At 38.1% G+C, this 20512-nt stretch carries 23 protein-coding genes; 17 read left to right on the top strand and 6 right to left on the bottom strand.

The features are described from left to right. Nucleotides 1–324, bottom strand: a 324-nt coding sequence (locus tag I2F89_RS15515; protein WP_229078103.1) for a transposase, incomplete at its 3' end; no start/stop codon positions are given. A gap of 327 nt (nt 325–651) precedes the next feature. On the opposite strand from I2F89_RS15515, the gene I2F89_RS09945 reads away from it, so the two are divergent. The 5 genes from I2F89_RS09945 (at nt 652) to I2F89_RS09925 (ending at nt 5908) form a co-directional block, all read left to right on the top strand. Then, the gene (locus tag I2F89_RS09945; protein WP_195514282.1) at nt 652–1443 is read left to right on the top strand and encodes a TraX family protein; all 792 of its coding nucleotides are present in this window, start codon (nt 652–654) and stop codon (nt 1441–1443) included. Nucleotides 1444–1876: 433 nt separating this feature from the next. After that, nucleotides 1877–2563: a DUF969 domain-containing protein gene (locus I2F89_RS09940; protein ID WP_023520114.1), complete on the top strand. Its 687-nt coding sequence runs from the start codon at nt 1877–1879 to the stop codon at nt 2561–2563. A gap of 1 nt (nt 2564) precedes the next feature. Then, entirely contained in the window at nt 2565–3509 is a 945-nt protein-coding gene (locus I2F89_RS09935) for a DUF979 domain-containing protein (RefSeq protein WP_071867796.1), read from the top strand. Between the two features lie 249 nt (nt 3510–3758). Beyond that, nucleotides 3759–4403 (top strand): pyroglutamyl-peptidase I, encoded by a 645-nt coding sequence (pcp, locus tag I2F89_RS09930; RefSeq protein ID WP_065096414.1) that lies wholly within the window; start codon nt 3759–3761, stop codon nt 4401–4403. A 239-nt stretch (nt 4404–4642) separates the two neighbouring features. Then, nucleotides 4643–5908, top strand: coding sequence for a hypothetical protein (locus I2F89_RS09925; RefSeq protein ID WP_195514281.1), 1266 nt, complete (start codon nt 4643–4645; stop codon nt 5906–5908). Between the two features lie 148 nt (nt 5909–6056). Here I2F89_RS09925 and pnuC read toward each other — a convergent pair whose 3' ends face one another. Continuing rightward, nucleotides 6057–6803 carry a nicotinamide riboside transporter PnuC gene (gene pnuC, locus I2F89_RS09920; protein WP_010734751.1) on the bottom strand — a complete coding sequence of 249 codons (747 nt, stop codon included), beginning with the start codon at nt 6801–6803 and terminating at the stop codon, nt 6057–6059. A 278-nt stretch (nt 6804–7081) separates the two neighbouring features. Between pnuC and I2F89_RS09915 the strand changes: the two genes are divergently transcribed. The 5 genes from I2F89_RS09915 (at nt 7082) to I2F89_RS09895 (ending at nt 10972) form a co-directional block, all read left to right on the top strand. Beyond that, entirely contained in the window at nt 7082–7462 is a 381-nt protein-coding gene (locus tag I2F89_RS09915) for a VOC family protein (RefSeq protein WP_010734753.1), read from the top strand. 91 nt (nt 7463–7553) lie between these two features. Further along, entirely contained in the window at nt 7554–8063 is a 510-nt protein-coding gene (locus I2F89_RS09910) for a hypothetical protein (RefSeq protein ID WP_195514280.1), read from the top strand. 80 nt (nt 8064–8143) lie between these two features. Beyond that, on the top strand, nt 8144–8323 hold the full coding sequence (locus I2F89_RS09905) for a hypothetical protein (protein ID WP_010734755.1): 180 nt from the start codon (nt 8144–8146) through the stop codon (nt 8321–8323). 53 nt (nt 8324–8376) lie between these two features. After that, nucleotides 8377–8946, top strand: a complete 570-nt coding sequence (locus I2F89_RS09900) for a GNAT family N-acetyltransferase (protein ID WP_195514279.1) — start codon at nt 8377–8379, stop codon at nt 8944–8946. Between the two features lie 280 nt (nt 8947–9226). Further along, nucleotides 9227–10972 (top strand): hypothetical protein, encoded by a 1746-nt coding sequence (locus tag I2F89_RS09895; RefSeq protein ID WP_195514278.1) that lies wholly within the window; start codon nt 9227–9229, stop codon nt 10970–10972. 174 nt (nt 10973–11146) lie between these two features. On the opposite strand, the gene I2F89_RS09890 is transcribed toward I2F89_RS09895, so the two are convergent. Together I2F89_RS09890 and I2F89_RS09885 are read right to left on the bottom strand one after the other, a co-directional pair. Then, nucleotides 11147–11662 carry an LURP-one-related/scramblase family protein gene (locus I2F89_RS09890; RefSeq protein ID WP_071867790.1) on the bottom strand — a complete coding sequence of 172 codons (516 nt, stop codon included), beginning with the start codon at nt 11660–11662 and terminating at the stop codon, nt 11147–11149. A 26-nt stretch (nt 11663–11688) separates the two neighbouring features. After that, on the bottom strand, nt 11689–12558 hold the full coding sequence (locus tag I2F89_RS09885; RefSeq protein ID WP_115358108.1) for a Cof-type HAD-IIB family hydrolase: 870 nt from the start codon (nt 12556–12558) through the stop codon (nt 11689–11691). Between the two features lie 123 nt (nt 12559–12681). Here I2F89_RS09885 and I2F89_RS09880 point away from each other — a divergent pair, with 123 nt between their 5' ends. The 4 genes from I2F89_RS09880 (at nt 12682) to I2F89_RS09865 (ending at nt 15606) form a co-directional block, all read left to right on the top strand. Beyond that, nucleotides 12682–13362 (top strand): uracil-DNA glycosylase, encoded by a 681-nt coding sequence (locus tag I2F89_RS09880; RefSeq protein WP_195514277.1) that lies wholly within the window; start codon nt 12682–12684, stop codon nt 13360–13362. A gap of 155 nt (nt 13363–13517) precedes the next feature. After that, nucleotides 13518–14498: a phosphate acetyltransferase gene (pta, locus tag I2F89_RS09875; protein WP_010734762.1), complete on the top strand. Its 981-nt coding sequence runs from the start codon at nt 13518–13520 to the stop codon at nt 14496–14498. A gap of 114 nt (nt 14499–14612) precedes the next feature. Beyond that, entirely contained in the window at nt 14613–15086 is a 474-nt protein-coding gene (gene tsaE, locus I2F89_RS09870) for a tRNA (adenosine(37)-N6)-threonylcarbamoyltransferase complex ATPase subunit type 1 TsaE (RefSeq protein ID WP_071867788.1), read from the top strand. Next, on the top strand, nt 15079–15606 hold the full coding sequence (locus I2F89_RS09865; RefSeq protein WP_195514276.1) for a GNAT family N-acetyltransferase: 528 nt from the start codon (nt 15079–15081) through the stop codon (nt 15604–15606). The genes tsaE and I2F89_RS09865 overlap by 8 nt, the downstream gene beginning before the upstream one ends. Nucleotides 15607–15737: 131 nt before the next feature. Here I2F89_RS09865 and I2F89_RS09860 read toward each other — a convergent pair whose 3' ends face one another. Then, nucleotides 15738–16271: a 3'-5' exonuclease gene (locus I2F89_RS09860; RefSeq protein WP_071867786.1), complete on the bottom strand. Its 534-nt coding sequence runs from the start codon at nt 16269–16271 to the stop codon at nt 15738–15740. Between the two features lie 153 nt (nt 16272–16424). After that, complete coding sequence (locus I2F89_RS09855) at nt 16425–17177, bottom strand: exodeoxyribonuclease III (protein ID WP_023520106.1); 753 nt, start codon at nt 17175–17177, stop codon at nt 16425–16427. Nucleotides 17178–17282: 105 nt separating this feature from the next. Between I2F89_RS09855 and I2F89_RS09850 the strand changes: the two genes are divergently transcribed. From I2F89_RS09850 to I2F89_RS09840, 3 genes are all read left to right on the top strand, one after another. Then, nucleotides 17283–18203, top strand: a complete 921-nt coding sequence (locus I2F89_RS09850; RefSeq protein ID WP_195514275.1) for a Gfo/Idh/MocA family protein — start codon at nt 17283–17285, stop codon at nt 18201–18203. Nucleotides 18204–18273: 70 nt separating this feature from the next. After that, nucleotides 18274–19179: a UDP-N-acetylmuramate dehydrogenase gene (gene murB / locus I2F89_RS09845; protein WP_066026226.1), complete on the top strand. Its 906-nt coding sequence runs from the start codon at nt 18274–18276 to the stop codon at nt 19177–19179. An 18-nt stretch (nt 19180–19197) separates the two neighbouring features. After that, on the top strand, nt 19198–19779 hold the full coding sequence (locus tag I2F89_RS09840; protein WP_195514274.1) for a GNAT family N-acetyltransferase: 582 nt from the start codon (nt 19198–19200) through the stop codon (nt 19777–19779). Nucleotides 19780–20512: the final 733 nt, after the last annotated feature.

Genomic DNA, 20512 nt, shown 5'->3' with positions numbered 1-20512 from the left:
TCTGAAATTGCGCATCCAATTGGCAATAAGCGCATGGTTGCTCATTTCTAAAGCGTTGGCAACTTCTCGATAGGACACTCGATAGGACATCTCACTTGTTTGATATAACTCTATCGCATTTAACTTAAATTGAACAGAATATTTCTGCTTTTGACGCTTTCTGAATAGACCTTTTTCTCCGTATTCACGATAGGTATTCACCCAACTACTTACTTGTGTCTTGTTTGAAATACCATATTTGTTGGCAAGATGCCGATACCCACCCCCGCCACTAAGATATTCTTTAACGATTTTTATCTTTAATTCAAAATGATATTTTGCCATACAAATAGCGACCCCCAAAAGTTAGATTTTTTGGTCTAACTTTTGGGGGTCGCTGCATTTCTTAGGTGTTTTTTCATGTTGCCTGTTCGCCGTTTCTTCGATGAAAACGATACGTGACTTTCTCACAACGTTTTTCCACGATTGTTCGTTTCATTTCAGTGAAGAGGCATGATTGCATAGTCACATTTTGACACCTTGAGGGAGTTACTGTTTTAATGATGATCCAAACAAACAATTTTGTAAGTGAAAAGGTTGAGAGAAAGATGGTCGAAATAGGTGGCGATTGGCTATACTTATTCCTTGAGGCATAAAAAATGGAGGGAATATATGAGAGTAAAAGGGTTGACGAGCTATCAATTGAAATGGATAGCAATTGTTTTTATGGTCGTTGATCATATCAACAGTTATTTCGGGATGCAATTAGGGTTGCCAAGTTGGGTCTCGTGGTTGGGACGTTTTGTTGCGCCATTATTTGTATTTTTATTAGTTGAAGGTTTCAAGTATACGCATAGTAAATATCAGTATGCGAAGCGATTAGGAATAGCTGCATTCGTAGTAGCGATTGGAAATATCATCTATCAGTTATTAACAGGAAATTACATCAGTGAATATGATCATCAGCCAGACTATTATTTATTTTTAGGTCCACATAATATCTTTTTGACATTATTCTTGCTGTTTTGCTTGATGTGGCTTCTTTCTACAATAAAAGGAAAAACACTTTGGAGAAAAGGAATGCTCGTGGCAGTGGCACTTTTATTGGTCATGATCACGATTGCTTTTTCAGAAGGTGGTCTGTATTTAGTTCCAATGTTGTTGCTGATGTATTTCTTCCGCGAGAAAAAAGAACGAGGAAAATTGGTTCTAGGTATTTTTGTTTATACGCTGATTTTATTTTGTCTAGCCATTTTATCCTACACACAAATGCCTGATTATCAATCAGTGTATCAATTTTTAACGTTTGATAATGAATTTATGATGGTCACCGTCATCCCATTTATCATTCTTTATAATGGAAAACTAGGTGGAACCGGACACGCATTCGACAAATACTTTTTTTACTTGTTTTATCCGTTACATCTATGGATCATTTATTTGATTTTATCTTTTATTCATTAAGAAACAACTGACTAGCTAGTTTCAACAAATGAGGCGAGGTCTGGATAGAAGTGTTCAGCCTCAAGAAATAAGGCACCATCCACAAAAATTGTTCTTCAAATTCTTGTGGATGGCGTCTTGTTTTTTCGAAGAGGTTACTTCTGATCCTGTTGTTTATTCGGTTTTAGGGGAGAGAGGACTAATGTTCCAGACACGTCTTATTTGTTTTTATGAGTTGTTTCAAACATTACAATTTTGATCCCTTAGTTAGAGGTAAAGAAATGTTATGTAGTTCAAGAAAATTACCAGTATAAATAAGACTTCAAGTCATTTGTTGTTATGAAATTGACAGAATTTTTAAAATATAATATTTTTTTTGTAAGAATTCTCTATATTTTCAATCAATTTTATTTTATAATGAAAAAATATCATGTAATTTTTAGGAGGAAAACAGATGGAAAATTATCTTAGCCTGTTAGGCGTACTGATTGTTATTCTTGGTTTTGCTTTCAAGTTAGATTCGATCTTGATCGTTATGGTTGCGTTAGTCGTGACCGCATTTACTGGTGGATTAGGACTTGAAGGTATGCTGGAAACTTTAGGTACAAGTTTTGTAAATAACCGAGGAATGGCAATTTTTATTATTATTATGTTAGCAACTGGTACGTTAGAACGCAATGGTCTGAAGGAGTCTGCTGCAACGTTGATCAAACGTTTCAAGAAGGTATCCGCTGGAATGATCATCGATATTTATGGTGTTTTCCGAATGATCTTTGCAGCTTTCAATGTCAGCTTTGGTGGGGTGGCCGGTTTTGTCCGTCCAATCATCATGCCAATGGCGTTAGGTACCGTTGAATCAAAAGGATTAACTGTCAATCCGGAACATGAAGAGGAATTAAAAGGAATGTCTTCAGCGATGGAAAATATTTGTTGGTTCTTTGGTCAAGTACTATTTATCGGTGGGGCAGGTGCTTTATTAGTACAATCCACATTGAAAGACTTAGGCTACGAGGTAACTCTTGGTCAGTTGGCATTGGTACAGATACCAGTTGCCATCACTGCTCTAGTCGTTGCGAGTGTCTATTTTTATTTAAAAGAAAAGAAATTAGCGAAGAAATACTATTCAGGAAAGGAGAAATAAGATGGACTTTTTTACAAATTCTGAAGTATTACTCAGTGAAAAATTATTAGAAATCTTATATATCTTGATGGGGCTAGTCTTGATCTACACGGGTCTTCGTAATGCCTTTGATAAAAGCAACCCGCATCGCTTTGGATCAGCCTTTTTCTGGACAGTTTTAGGAGTCGTGATTGCTGCTGGGCGTTGGATATCTCCAACTTACAACGGAATCTTGATTTTCGCGATGACGATCCCAGCAATCACAAAAAGAGTGAGTAAAGGTGCAAGTCGTTTGCCATCAAAAGAATACATGGAAAAAATGTCAGATAAATTAGGGATGAAAATCTTTATTCCGGCATTGAGTATTGGGATCTTTGCCATTTTATTCGCACTATTCACTGATTTAGGTGCTTTAGTCGGTGTCGGTGTTGGGGTATTTGTCGCGATGTTGATCTTGATGTTCTTTTCAAGAGATAATCGCCCGACGACTTTCTTGGATGATGCTTCAGACATGTTAGGGACAGTTGGACCTTTAAGTATGTTACCGATGCTCTTAGCTTCACTGGGTGCGGTCTTCACGAGCGCAGGTGTTGGTACAGTGATTTCTAGTGCAGTTGGTACGATCGTTCCAGAAGGTAATGTCAATATTGGTATCATCATCTATGCGTTAGGAATGGTTCTATTTACAGTGATCATGGGGAATGCTTTTGCGGCAATCACCGTCATGACAGTCGGAATCGGTGCGCCTTTTGTCTTTAGTCAAGGGGCTAATCCAGCATTGATCGGTATGGTCGCGTTGACATGCGGTTTCTGTGGAACGTTGTTGACACCGATGGCTGCTAACTTTAACGTAGTACCAGTGGCGATGTTAGAAATGAAAGATAAATACGGCGTGATCAAGAATCAACTATTCGTTGCTGTATTCATGCTGGTTTTCCAAATCGTCTATATGATTTTATTTAAATAGTATCTTGAGCGAAAAAGAATCAATGATTTCCATAAAACATGGAGAAGATTGATTCTTTTTCTGAACAGCTAAGCATTTCATTATTGACTGTTTTTTGTTAAAATAGATAGACACTGAGTCCTTTTAATAGGAATGACTCATTGAAAGTGCTAAATACACGAGTGAGAAACAATCAATTGTTAACGTTTAGATAAATCTTTGAAGGATGAATTGAACGCATCATTTTATAGAATAATGGAGGAATGAAAAATGAAAGTACTCGTAACTGGTTTTGATCCATTTGGTGGAGATAAAGTAAATCCTGCCTATGAAGCAGTCAAAAAAATGCCGTCTGAGATTGCCGGTGCAGAAATCATCAAATTAGAAGTTCCCACTGTTTTTGGTAAAAGTGGTCAAGTCGTAAAAGAAGCAATCCAAGAACATCAACCTGAAATCGTGATTTGTGTTGGTCAAGCAGGTGGACGTTCAGCGATTTCTTTTGAACGTGTAGCAATCAATCTAGCTGAAGCACGTATTGCAGATAATGAAGGTAACCAGCCATTTGATACGCCGTTAGAAGCAGACGGCCCAGCTGCTTACTTTACTTCATTACCAATCAAAGCAATGACAAAAAATGTCCAAGAACATGGATTACCAGCCTATATTTCTTATACAGCTGGTACGTTTGTTTGCAACGACATCATGTATCGATTGTTACACTTGATCGAAACAGAGTTCCCAACGATTCGTGGAGGCTTTATCCATGTGCCATTCTCACCAGATCAAGTCATCGATCGCCCTGTAGGGACACCGGCAATGTCACTTGATGATATTGCGGCTTCATTGACTTATGCGGTAGAAGCAGCAGTCAACAACAAAGAAGATATTTCAGGTAACGCAGGAACAACTCACTGATAGATAGCTGAAGCGAAGCAAGTGGTAGATGAGGTCTAGGACATTCGTCATCTTATGCCCCTATAACCAGATAAATGGTTGACCGCCAACAGCAAGTGCAAGACACTGCTGTCACAACCTCAGCTTCACGTATGAAAAAAGCGAAAAGCCGAAAATAGCTCACATTATTTTCGGCTTTTTTGTTGCTCTTTGAACGAATTTATTTTTACTCTCTTAATTTAGAAAGGCAGGTGAAAGGGATGAATGAAAGTTGGCAAGCGATTTTTGACGAATGGTTCCCAAAAGAAATTAAGCAACACTACCCAATAAAAATCTCCAAACAATATACAAGTAGCCAACGATGGGAAATCTATGAACGATTGACGAAACAACAACGAATTGTCATGGATCAACATCGTCGTTATTTGATCCACTCGCGATTTTTGGAAGAAAACTATTTAGCAGCAACGGATTGGATTTTTTCTGACTTTAAGATCAATCCATTTTATCGCACATCACGTAGACAACAAAAACTTTATTGTGAATGTGGCCGTGAACTGAAAGTCCAATATATCGTTCGTTCCCCTAAAACGGGTAAGGAATTAAAACTAGGGATCAATCATTTTGCAGAACACTTGCACGTTAGTCCAACAGTTGCAGCGTCGATCAATCAAGGAATGACTAAAGTGGATCTAGCGCTGGATGAGATCCTCTGGCTGAAACAACAAAATATTGCCTTTCCTGAACAACTCTGGCAAGAATATTGTCTAATGTTGTATCATAATCGCCGGCTGAAACAACCGATTTTACCAGATAAAAAGCGAACTACACGAATCGCCGAATTTCGTCATGCTCAGTTACCGATTTATCTGGCAGACTATCAAGCAATGGAAAAGTACATCCAACAAGTGAGCTATCAGGCAAAAGAAAAGCCGAAAAAAATCCTTGAGAAAAAATCATTGTTTGAGGATTTTTCAGAAGATTTGACTAAAGATGTTGAAGCGTTCTTGAATAACTATCAACTATTTCTCCAAAAAGATTGGTCGTCTGTTTCAATAGCTGAGACAAGCCAACCATCTGTCGCTTTTTTTGAAGAGTTTATCGCGAATCTGCGAGAAGGATCGAAGAATGAAGCTGTAGACGTCGATCGATTAGCAAAAGAACAACGTTTTATCCAACCGCAAATTTATCATTTAGTCTGGCAACACTATCAGCGTTATGGATTTACAACTGGTTTTTTCGATAGTATCCCTCGGGTGATGAGAAATGGGTTTCTAAAGATTTTACGCAAAGAACGCGAAGAAAAACGGCGAGCTACAACAAAAACTGTGACAGAAACTGAATGGCAAGAACTTGCAAAGAAAATCAAAAAGCAATCAGTCGCCTCTTTGATACAAGAATATGAACAAGCAGACTATGTATTTACTTCAGAACAACAGCTTGCATTAAAAAAGTTCCAAGAATTGGAATCAGTGATACAAACGATGGATGTAGACATTAGAATGTTGCTCAAGGATTTGATTTAGTTGACGCGAACCGCTGAGAGAATCTTGGTATGACGATACCTAGAAATAAGCGAGAAAAGTCCCATCCTATTTTGGGTGACTTTCTCGCTTTAGTAAGAGGTTTAAAAAACAAACCGATTTCTAGTACAAGTTTATTTATTGTTTTCCATTAAGAAACATGATGCGAAAAATATTCTGCTTCCATGCGTTGCATGCGCGCTCTTTCTTTTTTGTTGTACCAAGGAGAGACAGTAAAGGCTAATAAGTCATTGATCAAGTAAACTGAGCTATTGATAAACATCGCTAAACTAGCAGAGCCATGGGTATAGGAAACATACCATAAGACCATTTGTGCAAGACCAGAAGCAAGCCACCAATAATACTGATTGTTGTAGCGAAGGAAGCTAATGATCCCGGCAGAAAGACTGATCGAAAAAGCAATGGCATCGATCCAAGGACGAGGGTCGTCTGTATACGTACCAATCAAATAACCTGAAATCAAGTAAACGAAAACAGTCCCGGTTAATGCAATCAACCAACTTTTTCCACTAAATTCTCGAATTTTAGAAGCCATATTATGATTCCATTCTTTACTTAATAAAACTGGGATATCCAATGTGACCATATAAGCAATTTGTTCGCCGATACTTAAATAGTTTTTGGCAGAAAAGCCAACGACGATAAAACAAATAGCAGACAGAATTCCTAGAATACCGTTGACTGATTTAGCGGCATTGATTGATAAAATGCACAACACCCCTAGATTTGTCCCGATAAAGGTAATGATCGACAACCAAGTGATTGGCTGATTCACAAGTGTCATGACTTGGCAACCTAGGCTAAAATAGAATAGATAATAATTTTGTTGAGGCCAGCCTTTCAATTGATGAATCAAAAATCTGAAATAATTACTCATAATAAAAAACTCCTTAAAACACAATATATAGTGTCTGTTTATTTTAGAGACACAAATTATTGTATTCCTTTTAAAATTTATTTCTAGTCTTTCATTTTAAAAAAATATATGTTATTATTCGATTTGATTGTTTTCCGAGAAACATTAATTTTCCAAACGTTGAAAAGTAGGAGGCCATTTGATGTGGTCTCTCTTTTTTTGTGCAGCGGGAGAAAAATCTTTGCTATGTCTAAAACTATTGATAAGATAAAGGAAACAAAAAGATTGGAAGTGTGAGAATGAATTTAACAACCGTTCACCATGTTGCGATCATTGTGTCGGATTATCAAAAGTCACGTGCATTTTATGTTGATTTGCTAGGTTTTGAAGTTATTCGTGAAAATTATCGAGAAGACCGTGGCGATTATAAGTTAGATTTAAAACTAGGAGATATGGAGCTTGAGATTTTCGGTATCAAAGATGCACCTAAAAGACCGAGCTATCCAGAAGCTTGTGGTTTGAGGCACTTAGCATTCAAAGTGGAACATATCGAAGAAACAGTCGCGGAACTACAAGGATTGGGGATTGAAACTGAACCAGTCCGTATCGATACCTTTACAGGCGAAAAAATGACTTTCTTTTTTGATCCGGACGGATTGCCGTTGGAGTTACACGAATAAAGGTAACAAATTTGTCACTTTTTCTTCCGTTCATTCGATTTTTTTCTTTCCTATTTCTTGTTATTCTAGAAAAAAACAAGGAGAGAATGGAATGAAAAAAATAATCATTGCAGCATCGATTGCTATCATTATTAGCTTAGCGGCTTCGTTAGGACTATTGGATGCAAACTTTTCTTTTGATGATATCAGTGACCAAGAATATCAAATCTCATTGCAAAAGGCAGTGTCTATTTTGCGTGATGAGTACCATGAAGAGAAAGTCAGTCGTATCCAGTTCAACCAATCAGACGAAGAACAAAGTAATAAAAAGATGTATGAATATATTTTTTATACGCCCAATCGAGTGATCACAGTGAATCCAATCTCAGGAAAGACGATGGTTGTTGATGAAAGCCGAAACGAACCAGGGCAATTCTTTCACTTGAAAACGATCCATCAAGTGAAACATCCACAGGCAGCAATGAAAGAAGCAGTCCATAAAGTCGGAAAACATCACGGGAAAGCAAAAAGTTGGGAAATCACGACAAAAAGTGGTCAATTGTATTATTCTGTAGCCGTCGATGGAACGAATCATTTAGAAGATGTATTGATCAGTGCTTGAAAGAGAAGTGGTTTCACTTCTCTTTTTTTCTAGATAAGAGTAATCTAAAAGTGTAAAACAAAGAAGGGATTGAGGGAATCATGCAAAAAATGGTTTGTCCAAACTGTGGGAAAAAATTCACTTATGAAGAAGTAAATCATATCGTCGAACACGTAAAAAAAGAGATGCCGATTGTTTGCCCCTACTGTCGTTTTGAAGCAAAAACAATCGTTTCAAATGGTTATTTCGTGACACAAAAAATTGAAGATTATTTGAATTAGCTGTTTTGCTCTGAGATTTCATTATGGTAAAATGAAAAAAAGGAGTGTCAGAAATGATTCGTAATGCAAAAAAAGAAGATGCGGCAGCTATTGCTCCGCTTATTTTAGTTATATTGAAAGATATGGACTTACCGTTTCTTTTAAAGTACGGTGAAGAAAAAACATTAGAAGTCTTGGAAGAAGCCATTACAGACCCAGACTATCGTTACAGCTATACAAGAGGGATCGTTGATGTGCGAGAGGGTAAGGTAGCAGGGATCGTTTACGGTTATACAGACGAAGAAGAATCAATCATCGACCAGCCGTTAGAAAAAATCTTACAAAAGCATGGCATTTACGAGCAAGTAAAAATGTTTACGGATAGAGAAACATTCCCTGATGAATGGTATTTAGATTCTATCTGTGTTTCAGAAGAATTTAGAGGACAAGGAATCGGTTCCTCTTTGTTAGAAGCATTGCCACCAATCGTCAAAAAACAAAACCGCGATGTCATTGGACTAAGTTGCGATAAGCAAAACCCGCAAGCTAGGAAATTGTACGAGCGCCATGGGTTCAAAGTAATCGGGGAACGAACGATCAGTGGACATCTGTATGATCATATGCAAAAGAAAATTACCGAGTGATATTTTTTTATTCAATTGATCATTAACCGATTAATAAAAAAAGCATGCCTAAAAAGGCGTGTCTTTTTTTTACCTAAAAAGTGAGGACAATCACATAAAATAAAGAATAGCGATAATACAGCATGAGAATCATACGTTATGTTTAATGATAAACCTATGAAATTGATGTAATTTTCCGGAATGTTTTCAGAAAATCATTTCTTTTATCACTTTTTAGGATTATAATAACAAATATTTTTATGTTATGAAATTTCATATATTGGCGAAAAGAGATGAAAAAATGTTTAAAAATAAAGTTGTGAATCTTTCCCTAATGTCTGTTTTGCTTCTCCATTTATTTTTTCCAATCCAAGTAATTGCCGAAACATATCTCCCACAAGATCCAGGCAGTGTCTATGATGATTTGACCGGTGATTATGGGGTGTTAGGGATTGCTTCTCAGTTCCATGTGTTCGCAAAAGAAAAAACGACCATCAATGCGCATACAGAGGGTAATGTAGCAACGAGTGTTTTATCAGCAACGAATAACTTCGGTACATCAATCAGTACAGGGGATTTAAATAAAGAGATCAATTATGCACAATCTGTTGAGACGATCATTAGCTCAGCAGAAACTGCGGCTTTTGATAAACGATCCAATAAATTTGTTGTCGGATCAAACAATGTGATCACGACGGAAAATGATAAAATAGTTGTCAATGGAACAAGATTGGATCACTTATCAGTGGATGAGTTCTATCAAGATCGAGAAGATGCTCAATACATTGATTTTAACAAAGAGTTTGAAAATTTAATGCTGACATCAAATATGTTGATGTCGTTAGATCCATTAAAAACTTATACACCAGATGATTTCCCCGATATGAATAATCGTGTGATTGACTGTACAGATCTGGTTGGGGATCAGCCCTATGTCATCAATGTTGCTGCTTCTGTTCTGGCACAGAATACCCCCTTACGGATCAACAATCCTGAGGGAAAAGTGCTTATAATGAATGTTGTAGATGCACCGACTAGTTTTTCTGTACAATCCCAAATTCAATATAATAATCGTTCCAATCATCAAACAGAAGATTTTTCTGATGCCAATATTTCTTGGAATTTTGGTAATCTAACAGAAAAACTAGAAATCAATGCGCCTTTCCAAGGAACGATTATTGCACCTTGTGCGGATATTACAGTCAATCAAAGTCAAGATGGAACGATCATAGGAAAAAATGTGATCTTGAATGCCACAACAAATCGGTGGGACCCAAATGAAATTTTTGCTGTACCAAATACGCATGATGACACAACAGATACAACAAGTAGCAGTACAGAGTCAAGCACGAGTGAAAGCAGTACAGAGTCAAGCACGAGTGAAAGCAGTACAGAGTCAAGCACGAGTGAAAGCAGTACAGAACCAAGCACGAGTGAAAGTAGTACAGAGCCAAGCACAAGCGAGAGCAGTACAGAGCCAAGCACAAGCGAGAGCAGTACAGAGCCAAGCACAAGCGAGAGCAGTACAGAGCCAAGCACAAACGAAAGCAGTACAGAGTCAAGCACGAGTGAAAGCAGTACAGAGTCAAGCACGAGTGAAAGCAGTACAGAACCAAGTACAAGCGAAAGTAGTACAGAGCCAAGCACAAGTGAAAGTAGTACAGAACCAAGCACAACTGAGAGCAGTACCTATCCAGGTAAAAATGGAAAGCAATCAGATACAAGTACCACAACTAATACCACAACAAGTAGTTCTAGCAGTGTTTCATCAACAAACAACTCTGACAAGCCTGTGATCAGTGAAGATGGGACAGTTGAAAACGATGGAACAGGTACGATGCAGATGAACGATAGACGTGAAAATAAAGTAGCGCTAGCCGTTGAATCAAACACCAATAATGATGATCCTTCGACCAAGAATGAACAATCACAAAATCAACAGCTTTTCCCTAAAACAAATGGAGAAAGAAATAATTTGTGGATCATGGTAGGTGCAGTGCTTATCTATGTAGTGACACTTCTTTTCTATAGAAGAAAACAGGTATAAAAGAAAAAACGAAGCTGTGACATTAATTGTCTTATCCCCTTAAACTTGAATAAACGGTGTTCCAGAAGTAACTCCTTTAGAAATAAGCCAGAAAACTCCAAAAATTTGAAAGACAATTTTCGGAGTTTTCTGGCTTATTTCTCGGAGCTGGACACTTCTGTCACAACCTTGTTTTTAGTTGACATCAAAGCGATAAGAAAGAGGTGTTTCTTTGTCTTTGTTTTTTCGATAGAGCCAATAATCAAGGACAGCAGCAATACAGATACAGATAGGCGCATTTTCTTCACAAGGGATATCAAGAACATAATAATCACCGGTAAAGAGGGTTGCTTTGTCCATCTCCATGATTAGTTCATTGAAATGCTGGATCTGATAACGATGATTATAGATATCTCCTTGAACAGTCCAATGCAATCGGCGAATATAATAAAAATCTCCTGGCCAATTGAAAATCTTTTGCATCGTACCGACTTTTTCGAAATCTTTGTAAAGTTCAAAGCGTGTACCAAATGTCAGACTGATTTGTTTGATATGTGCGACTAGATCACCATTCATGGCATAAAGAGACAAGGCATCTCCTTTCGTTCCCCAGCGGCCGACCATCAAAAAAAGTGATTTACCTTTTTCGTCTTTGACGATCGTCCGAGTCGCACGACTCAGCTGTTTTTCCTGAATGAAAAATTCTGACATATTTGTTCCCCTCTTTCTTCAAACAACTATAGGTTTTCGTTGATTGCGCGTAAGATGGCTTTGCCAACACCTGATTCAAGATTTGTGTCTGTTAAGTATTTAGCGTAATCTTTGACTTCAATCTCTGCATTTCCCATGGCGAAACTAACGCCGGCGGTTTGCAACATACTGACATCGTTAAAATTATCACCGATCGTCATGACTTCATCTAAAGTGATCCCTCGTTCATGAGCGACATGAGCAACTGCGATTCCTTTTTGAGCATTTTTATGGTTGACTTCAAGATTGTTTTGACCAGAAGAGGTCACTGCCAGTTCGCCTAAATTACTGATTTCTTTCCCTACAGGGCCTAAAATACGTGGGCCTTCAGTATGGAAACAGATGATTTTTAGGACTTCAAGTGTATCATCAAGTAGTAATTCGCGAATGCTATCAACATAAGTGATGTGTAAGAGTTCAAGATTAGCTGAAGCCATGGCGATCGCCATTTTGTAAGTCAAATGGGGCATATGGGTCGCAATGGAAGAAGCAAAGCTTTCGATTCTTTTTGGTTGGCTTTCCGAATACAATCCTTGGTTTGTCGCTACCTCGTAATAAATACCATTTGCATCTAAAATATCCATGACTGTCATGGCTTGGGGACTTGGAATTGGCACTGTAAAAAGCGACTTACCGGATCTGTCAAAAACTTGCGCGCCATTCAAAGTGATCATCGCACAATCGATTCCTGCTTCATCTAAGGCTGCTCGTGCTTCTTGTGCGTTACGTCCAGTAGCGACCATAAATTCAATACCCAGCTCATTTGCCATGCGGATTGCTTCAGTATTTTCTGTTGAGATACTCATATGTGCATCGAGTAAAGTGCCGTCCATATCAGAGGCAATTAATTTGATCATGTGATTACCGTTCCTTTCCTTTTCTCCCTCCTAGTTTAACATACTAATGCGAGATAAGATGGAAGATTTTGACTTGTTAACAAATAATTTGTGAGTTATTCTGGAAAATAGGAGGTGGGAAATTTGAAGAAAATCATCCACAATAGTTGGCAAGAAGTATTAGCTGATGAATTTGAAAAAGACTACTATCAGCAGTTGAGAATATTTTTAAAAAATGAGTACGCAACTCAAAAAATCCATCCGGATATGTATCATGTTTATGAAGCGTTAGAGCTGACTCCCTACGAAGAAGTCAAAGTCGTGATTCTAGGACAAGACCCTTATCATGGAGTTAATCAAGCGCATGGGCTTTCTTTTTCCGTACAACCAGGAGTAAAAACACCACCGTCTCTGGTCAATATCTACAAGGAATTGAAGAATGACTTAGGGATCGAACCAGTTCCTCATGGGAATTTAGTGACTTGGGCCAAACAAGGTGTTCTGCTTTTGAATACTGTACTAACTGTCAGAGAAGGGCAAGCTTATTCTCATCGCGGAAAAGGCTGGGAACAATTGACGGATGCGATCATTGAGAAGCTGAATGAACGAGACAAACCGATCGTGTTTATTCTTTGGGGCAAACCTGCACAAGAAAAAATGAAAATGATCGATAAAAGTCGACACATTATAATAACAGCTCCACATCCAAGCCCATTATCGGCACATCGTGGCTTTTTTGGCTCAAAACCATTTTCAAAAACGAATGATGCATTGCTTGCTCTGGGTGAAACACCGATTGATTGGCAACTGCCTAAAACAGTGTAATGATACAGCGCTTTCCTGTTATAGTGCAGTTTTGCCAAATTATGTGAAAAACTTAATTATTATCCATAATCTGACTGATACAGAAATTTAAAACTGTTCTTTTTTTTGATAATAGTGTATCATGGTAGTTAATAAAAATAACTGGGGGTCATCTTGTGGAATTGTTTGATAGTTTAAGATTTAAAATTGTACGTCGCGGCATCAAAATCGTGTTTCCAGAAGCAACGGATGCAAGAATTTTAGGAGCAGCAGCACGTTTAAAAGCAGAAGAATTAGTTGAACCGATTTTGATCGGTAGCAAAGAAGAAATTGAAGCAGCAGCGAATGCACGTGGTATCCAAACATCTAACTTCACGATCATCAATCCAAATGATTATGAAAAATGGGATGAAATGGTCGAAGCTTTTGTTGAACGCCGTAATGGAAAAGCAACAAAAGAACAAGCAGAAAAAATCTTAAAAGATGTCAATTACTTTGGAACAATGCTTACATATATGGGCATTGCTGATGGTATGGTTTCTGGAGCGATCCATTCAACCGGAGATACAGTACGTCCAGCACTACAAATCATCAAAACAAAACCAGGTGTAAGTCGTACAAGTGGTGCTATGATCATGGTTCGCGGTAGAGATCAAGAAAAATATGTCTTTTCTGACTGTGCGATCAACGTGAATCCAAACGCACAAGAATTAGCTGAAATTGCTGTGGAATCAGCAAAAACAGCTGAACTATTCGATATCGATCCAAAAATCGCATTGATGAGCTTTTCAACAAAAGGTTCTGCAGCAGCTCCTGAAGTAGATAAAGTGGTTGAAGCAACAAGAATCGCGAAAGAATTAGCGCCTCAATATACGATCGATGGCGAATTACAATTTGATGCTTCTTACGTTCCAGCAGTCGCACAATTGAAAGCCCCTGATTCTAAAGTGGCAGGTCAAGCAACAGTCTTTGTTTTCCCTGAATTACAATCAGGAAACATTGGCTACAAGATCGCTCAACGTTTTGGTAACTTTGAAGCAATCGGACCAATCTTACAAGGATTGAACAAACCAGTAAGTGACCTTTCTCGTGGTGCTAATGAAGAAGATGTCTATAAATTAGCGATCATTACAGGTGCACAAACATTATTAGATTAATCGAACAGTAGATCTAAAAAGAAAAGGGCTAGGGAGCTGAGGATTCCTGACTCTTTTCTTTTTTTTTGTTGGATTACACGTTATACTGACAAAAAAGAATGAGGAGAAATGATGATGATTGAATTAACAAGTGTGGCGATGACAGACCAATTAGCAGAAATCATTGGAAAAGTCGCTCATCCGGGAGATAATCTAGTGTTGACTGGTGATCTAGGTGCTGGTAAAACGACTTTGACAAAAGGAATTGCAAAAGGATTAGGCATCGATCAAATGATCAAGAGTCCGACCTATACGATCATTCGTGAATATACACAAGGAAAAATGCCTTTGTACCATATGGATATCTATCGTGTCGCTGCTAGCGGTGCTGATTTGGGACTAGATGAATATTTTGAAGGTGATGGACTTTCAGTCATTGAGTGGGGAAATCTATTAGAAGATGCTTTACCTGAAGATTATTTGGAACTGATTATTGAAAAAAGTGATACAGAATCAGAAAAAAGGTATGTGAAATTCCAATCATACGGGCCGAATAGTCAAGAGTTTGAAAAACGTATCTATGAAGCATGGGCGGATTCTCATGGCTAATGATGTTGAACTGACGTTAAAAGAAGCGGAGAAATCAGATGCTGAAGGATTGTTAGTGATGCTACGCCAAGCGAGACAAGCAACGGATTATTTTGTTGTTGAGGAGCATTCACTTAATAAAAGTAAAGAGGTACTTGCAACTGAATTGTCTCGAATAAAAGAAAGTGCAGAACACTTATTATTTTTAGCCTGTGTCAAAAAACAGGTGGTAGGTGTTGTTTCTGTTGCTCCCAAACCTGGTTTGCCCCGACATGGCGAAATAGGGATCAGTATCTTGAAAGAATATTGGGGGATGGGGTTAGGCACGATTCTTTTAGAAGAGGCAATTATTTGGGCTACAGAAAATATGCGATTTAGTACGTTGGTTCTTGATGTATTGGCGGGCAATCAACGAGCCGTCCATCTTTATCAAAAAATGGGGTTTCAAGAGGAAACCCAAAGTGTTGACTCTTCGAGAAGACAAGGTCAATCATTGGCGATAATCAAGATGAAACGAACGATTGAGCATGAAATAAATTGATTTCAAAAACAAAGAACCTGAAAAGTAGTTGACCACTTTTCAGGTTCTTTATTTATCGTCATCGTTGATTCTTTCGTACGAGGGAAACAACAAATAGAAATGAAAGAATTAGCTTATTTTAGCTAATTGAACTATTTCACTGTGACTAATTTTTTCAATGGGTCTGTCCCAAAAAATTTTTCCTGATATAACAAGATTTCCGCGCATGCTCGACTATCTTCTAACGCATCATGGTGATTTTTCAACGTGATATCCAAATTTTCACAAACTGTATTCAAGCGATGATTTGGCATCTCTGGAAACAAGCGGCGACTTGTTTTGACGGTACACAATGAGAGATAGTTCGGTTGAGGCAACTGATAATAATCTAAACAACCAGCCAATACTTTTGTATCAAATGCGGCGTTATGCGCAACGACTAATCGGTTTTTTTGGAAATACTTTTCGATTTTCTGCCAAACATCTGGAAATTTAGGTGCCTGTTGGACATCTTCGGGTCGGATACCATGGATCTGGATGTTCCGCCAGAAAAATGGCGTTTCCGGTTGGATCAAGGTATAAAATTCATCGACAATCTGACTGTTCTCCACTTTGACAAGGGCTAAGGAACACGCACTATGAGATTGGTGGTTCGCAGTTTCAAAGTCCATCGCGATAAAATTCATTTTCAAATAAGCCTCCTTTAAAAAATAAACCATAACATAGATTTGTATGAAAAGAAATAGCTTTTTCAGACTATGTATCAAGTAAATATGGTGTCAGTGAAGGATCAAGGGAAGAAAATCGGGACAACCCAATTTCTTCCGTTGCTATCCTTGCTATTCGATAATTAATTCGACAGGGCAGTGGTCACTACCTAGAATCGATGTATGGATTTTTGCATCAACCAAACGAGGTGTCAAATCTTCACTCGTCAAGAAGTAATCGATACGCCAACCTGCATTGTTTTTTCGAGCATTGAAACGATAACTCCACCAAGAATAGACGCCTTCTAACTCTGGATAGAAGTAACGGAAAGTATCTACAAAACCATTATCAAGTAAATGAGACAATGCGTTTCGTTCTTCGATTGAGAAACCGGCACTTTTTTGATTCGTTTTCCAATTCTTCAAATCGATGTTTTCATGGGCGACATTTAGATCCCCACAAACGATCACCGGTTTTTGTTTTTTCAACTCTTCTAAATAATCATAAAAAGCAGATTCCCATTCTAAACGGTAATCGAGGCGTTTCAATTCATTTTGTGAATTTGGTGTATAGCAAGTGACTAAGTAAAATTCAGGATATTCTAACGTGATCAAACGACCTTCTTGATCATGGACATCAATGCCCATTCCATAAGAAACGTTCAATGCAGGTTCTTTGGCGAAGATCGCTGTACCTGAATAGCCTTTTTTGACCGCATAATTCCAATATTGATGGTAACCTGGTAAATCCAAGTCGATTTGACCTTCTTGTAGCTTTGTTTCTTGAAGACAGAAGAAATCTGCATCAAATTCCTTAAATGTTTCTAGAAAATTTTTATTGACGATGGCTCTTAAACCATTGACATTCCACGAAATCAGTTTCAAAAAAACACGCTCCTTTTTCTATCAAGTCTGTGCGATTATATTGTACCTCATTTTTATTAAAAATAGTGTAAGATAAGAGTAATAACAGATAGCAGGAGGGAAACCATGAAAATTGGCGTAGTAGGAGTAGGTAATATTGCCGAAAAAGCATATTTACCCACATATGCAGAGAAACAAGGAATGGTTGATTTTTATTTTGCGACACGTAACCAGGTAACGAAAGATCGTCTGAAGAAAACCTATGGATTTGCTCATTTGTATGAGTCGCTGGATGACTTAATTGAAGAGGAAATCGAAGCATGTATGATCCATGCGGCAACAAGCGTTCATTTTCAATTAGCTAAAAAATGTTTGGAACATAATATCCATGTTTATATCGACAAGCCTTTAAGTGTCGACCTAAAAGAAATCCAAGAGTTACAAGAATTGGCAGAACAACATCAAGTGATTTTAATGGTGGGCTTCAACCGACGATTCGCCCCAATGGTCGAAGAATTAAAAGCGATTCCAGAAAAACGGTTGATCCAGTTACAAAAAAATCGCATTGCGGCAAAAGAAACAACTGCTTTTGTCATTTACGATCTGTTCTTGCATCTGGTGGACACGGCTGTTTATTTATTAGAGGAACCAGTGATCAAAACAACTTCTCATATCCGAGAAAAGGAAGGTCTTATGGAAGTAGCGATGTTGCAAATTGAAACTGCGAACCAAATGGCAATCGTGACGATGGATCTTGGAAGTGGTGCGAATACTGAAACCTATCAAGTGACGAGCAAACAAGGAACCTATGAATTGAGTGATCTGACAGAATTAGTCATCCGTAAACCAGATACGGTGGAAATAAAGAAATTTGGTGATTGGGAAACAATGTTGAGCAAGCGTGGTTTTGTGCCGATGGTGGAACGATTTTTTGAAGAGGTGCAAGAAACGACACCTGACAAAGAAAAGTTGAAACAAGCTGGAGTATACGACAGCCATGCGCTTTGTGAGGAAATGTTGAATAATATTTATCGTCATCAGCTTTGAGCAAAACTGGCAAGATTGTTTTAAGCGTGATAGAATGATGGGGACGTTTGAAAAGAAAGGAAAGTCCTCAGTGAATAAAGAAGATATCGTTAAAAAAAATCCAGAGTTGAATCTGTTGCTTGATGAACCGTTAAGTCATTATACATTTACCAAAACCGGTGGACCGGTAGATGTTTTAGCTTTTCCCAAAACCAAATCAGAAGTCAAACAGTTAGTTGATTATTGTCGAGAAAACCAAGTGCCATGGTTGGTACTAGGAAATGCAAGTAACTTGATCGTCCAAGATGGTGGGATTCGCGGCGTGGTCATCATGTTGACAGAGATGAACCAAATCAGCGTTGAAGGCACGATGGTGATTGCAGAAGCAGGTGCAAAACTGATCGATACGACGTATGCAGCCTTGGCAGAATCTTTGACAGGATTCGAATTTGCCTGTGGGATTCCTGGAAGTATCGGCGGTGCAGTCTACATGAATGCAGGAGCTTACGGTGGGGAGATCAAAGACGTGTTTGCAGAAGTCGACTTATTATTAAGTGATGGGACGATCCAAACCCTGTCAAATGAAGAAATGGCCTTTTCTTATCGCCATAGTGAATTACAGAAGATGGATGCTATCGTCTTAGAAGCTCGTTTCCAATTAACACCTGGTGATCATGAGATGATCAAAGGTCGGATGGACGAATTGACGGAATTGCGTGAAGCAAAACAACCATTGGAATACCCTTCATGCGGTAGTGTCTTCAAACGACCTGAAGGACACTTCACAGGACAACTGATCCAAGAAGCAGGGTTACAAGGCTTGAAATGGGGCGGCGCACAGATTTCGGAAAAACATGCCGGCTTTATCGTCAATATCGACCATGCAACAGCAACTGATTATACAGAGTTGATTGCCCATATCCAAGAGGTAATCAAAGAGAAGTTTGATGTTACATTAGAGACGGAAGTACGGATCATTGGTGAAAAAAGAAGCTAAAGGAAAGTAGGTGGTGTGATGTTGGATAAGCAATTGCCCTATGCAGAGATTTGGATGACACGCCCACTCAATGAAGAATTGCCTTCTTATCCCTTGAATCAGCAGTATCGCTTTGAAAAGTATCAACCAGGAGCAGAGCAGGATTGGGCAATCATTGAAACAGCAGTCGGTGAATTTGACACCGTGGAACAGGCATTGGCTTACTTTGACCAAGCTTTTGCCCCTTTTCCAGAAGAGCTGGCAAAGCGTATGTATTTTGTGGTCAACGAACAAGGTGAACGCATTGCCACATGCACTGCTTGGTGGAAGCTTCGTGAGAAAGAATATCCGCTTTTTCATTGGTTAGCGGTCAAGCCAGAACATCAAGGAAAAGGAATCGCCAGAAGTTTGACGATCGAAGTGCTCCGTTGTTTTCAGCAAATAACGACACAAAGCCCAATCTATTTACACACACAGACATGGAGTCACCCAGCGATCAAACTTTATCAAAGTTTAGGTTTCACGTTCATCCCTGATAAATTTGATGGTAGTGAAAATCCTGATTATGAAATAGTGATGGATATTTTATCATCGAAAATAAAAAAAGCACCTAAAAAATAGGTGGTGACAGAAGTATTCAGCTCCGAGAAATAGGCGGTGAAACCCGAAAATTGTTCTTCAAATTTTTGGGTTTCACCGCTTATTTCTGACGCAGCTGGCTTGCGAATACCGTATACACGATTTTAAGGATAGAAATAAAAAGGAATTTCATTTTTGTTCCAAACGCTTCAAATTGCTTCAATGTTAGAGAATTATTAGGTTGATCGCTAAGCGGGAAAACCTTAACTAAGATATTAAAGTTATTAGTTCATATACCAACGTTATTTAAATATCAAGAAATAATAGGTCAACTTAGAAATAGGTTTGTGTGTATAATCAGGTCAATAGAAAAAACAACAAAACGTCCAGATGATTTAGTAATAAGAGTCAATTAGATATCCGAGATAGTTGAATCACCCATATTTATTTTTTACTTCTAGAAGAAATGAAAGTTGAGTTGTCAAATCTATCTTGAAAATTTGAAAATAAACCGATAAAAAACTTGTAATACTTAGATTTATTTGACATATTTAGTAATCAGATACGTGTTTCATAGTGGGGAAATCGGTAATCAGTCAGAATGTGTCACGAATAATAGAAAAAGATAAACCCATTGTTTTCGTTTGTTATGACCTAAAATAATCGGGGCTGTAGTAGTAGTCATTTCGCAACACCTAAAGTTGATAAACATACTATTCTATAAGCAAAATTGATTGACCACAAGGAGCTAAAAATAGGGAATTATTATCTGTTT

This window comes from Enterococcus sp. 1001283B150225_161107_E12 (assembly GCF_015556925.1).
In the GTDB taxonomy this organism is placed as follows: domain Bacteria; phylum Bacillota; class Bacilli; order Lactobacillales; family Enterococcaceae; genus Enterococcus_B; species Enterococcus_B mundtii.
Note: the sequence above shows the minus strand (reverse complement) of the source record. Positions and strands in the feature narration are given on the sequence as shown.

Excerpts from the sequence above, each read along its gene's own strand:
- I2F89_RS09940 (WP_023520114.1), top strand. The coding sequence starts at position 1,877 with ATGGAAAATTATCTTAGCCTGTTAGGCGTACTGATTGTTATTCTTGGT.
- pcp (WP_065096414.1), top strand. The coding sequence starts at position 3,759 with ATGAAAGTACTCGTAACTGGTTTTGATCCATTTGGTGGAGATAAAGTA.
- I2F89_RS09840 (WP_195514274.1), top strand. The coding sequence starts at position 19,198 with ATGTTGGATAAGCAATTGCCCTATGCAGAGATTTGGATGACACGCCCA.
- I2F89_RS09860 (WP_071867786.1), bottom strand. The coding sequence starts at position 16,271 with ATGAATTTTATCGCGATGGACTTTGAAACTGCGAACCACCAATCTCAT.
- I2F89_RS09850 (WP_195514275.1), top strand. The coding sequence starts at position 17,283 with ATGAAAATTGGCGTAGTAGGAGTAGGTAATATTGCCGAAAAAGCATAT.
- I2F89_RS09935 (WP_071867796.1), top strand. The coding sequence starts at position 2,565 with ATGGACTTTTTTACAAATTCTGAAGTATTACTCAGTGAAAAATTATTA.
- pnuC (WP_010734751.1), bottom strand. The coding sequence starts at position 6,803 with ATGAGTAATTATTTCAGATTTTTGATTCATCAATTGAAAGGCTGGCCT.
- I2F89_RS09900 (WP_195514279.1), top strand. The coding sequence starts at position 8,377 with ATGATTCGTAATGCAAAAAAAGAAGATGCGGCAGCTATTGCTCCGCTT.
- I2F89_RS09910 (WP_195514280.1), top strand. The coding sequence starts at position 7,554 with ATGAAAAAAATAATCATTGCAGCATCGATTGCTATCATTATTAGCTTA.
- tsaE (WP_071867788.1), top strand. The coding sequence starts at position 14,613 with ATGATTGAATTAACAAGTGTGGCGATGACAGACCAATTAGCAGAAATC.
- I2F89_RS09925 (WP_195514281.1), top strand. The coding sequence starts at position 4,643 with ATGAATGAAAGTTGGCAAGCGATTTTTGACGAATGGTTCCCAAAAGAA.
- I2F89_RS09905 (WP_010734755.1), top strand. The coding sequence starts at position 8,144 with ATGCAAAAAATGGTTTGTCCAAACTGTGGGAAAAAATTCACTTATGAA.
- I2F89_RS09945 (WP_195514282.1), top strand. The coding sequence starts at position 652 with ATGAGAGTAAAAGGGTTGACGAGCTATCAATTGAAATGGATAGCAATT.
- I2F89_RS09895 (WP_195514278.1), top strand. The coding sequence starts at position 9,227 with ATGTTTAAAAATAAAGTTGTGAATCTTTCCCTAATGTCTGTTTTGCTT.
- I2F89_RS09885 (WP_115358108.1), bottom strand. The coding sequence starts at position 12,558 with ATGATCAAATTAATTGCCTCTGATATGGACGGCACTTTACTCGATGCA.
- I2F89_RS09890 (WP_071867790.1), bottom strand. The coding sequence starts at position 11,662 with ATGTCAGAATTTTTCATTCAGGAAAAACAGCTGAGTCGTGCGACTCGG.
- I2F89_RS09915 (WP_010734753.1), top strand. The coding sequence starts at position 7,082 with ATGAATTTAACAACCGTTCACCATGTTGCGATCATTGTGTCGGATTAT.
- I2F89_RS09865 (WP_195514276.1), top strand. The coding sequence starts at position 15,079 with ATGGCTAATGATGTTGAACTGACGTTAAAAGAAGCGGAGAAATCAGAT.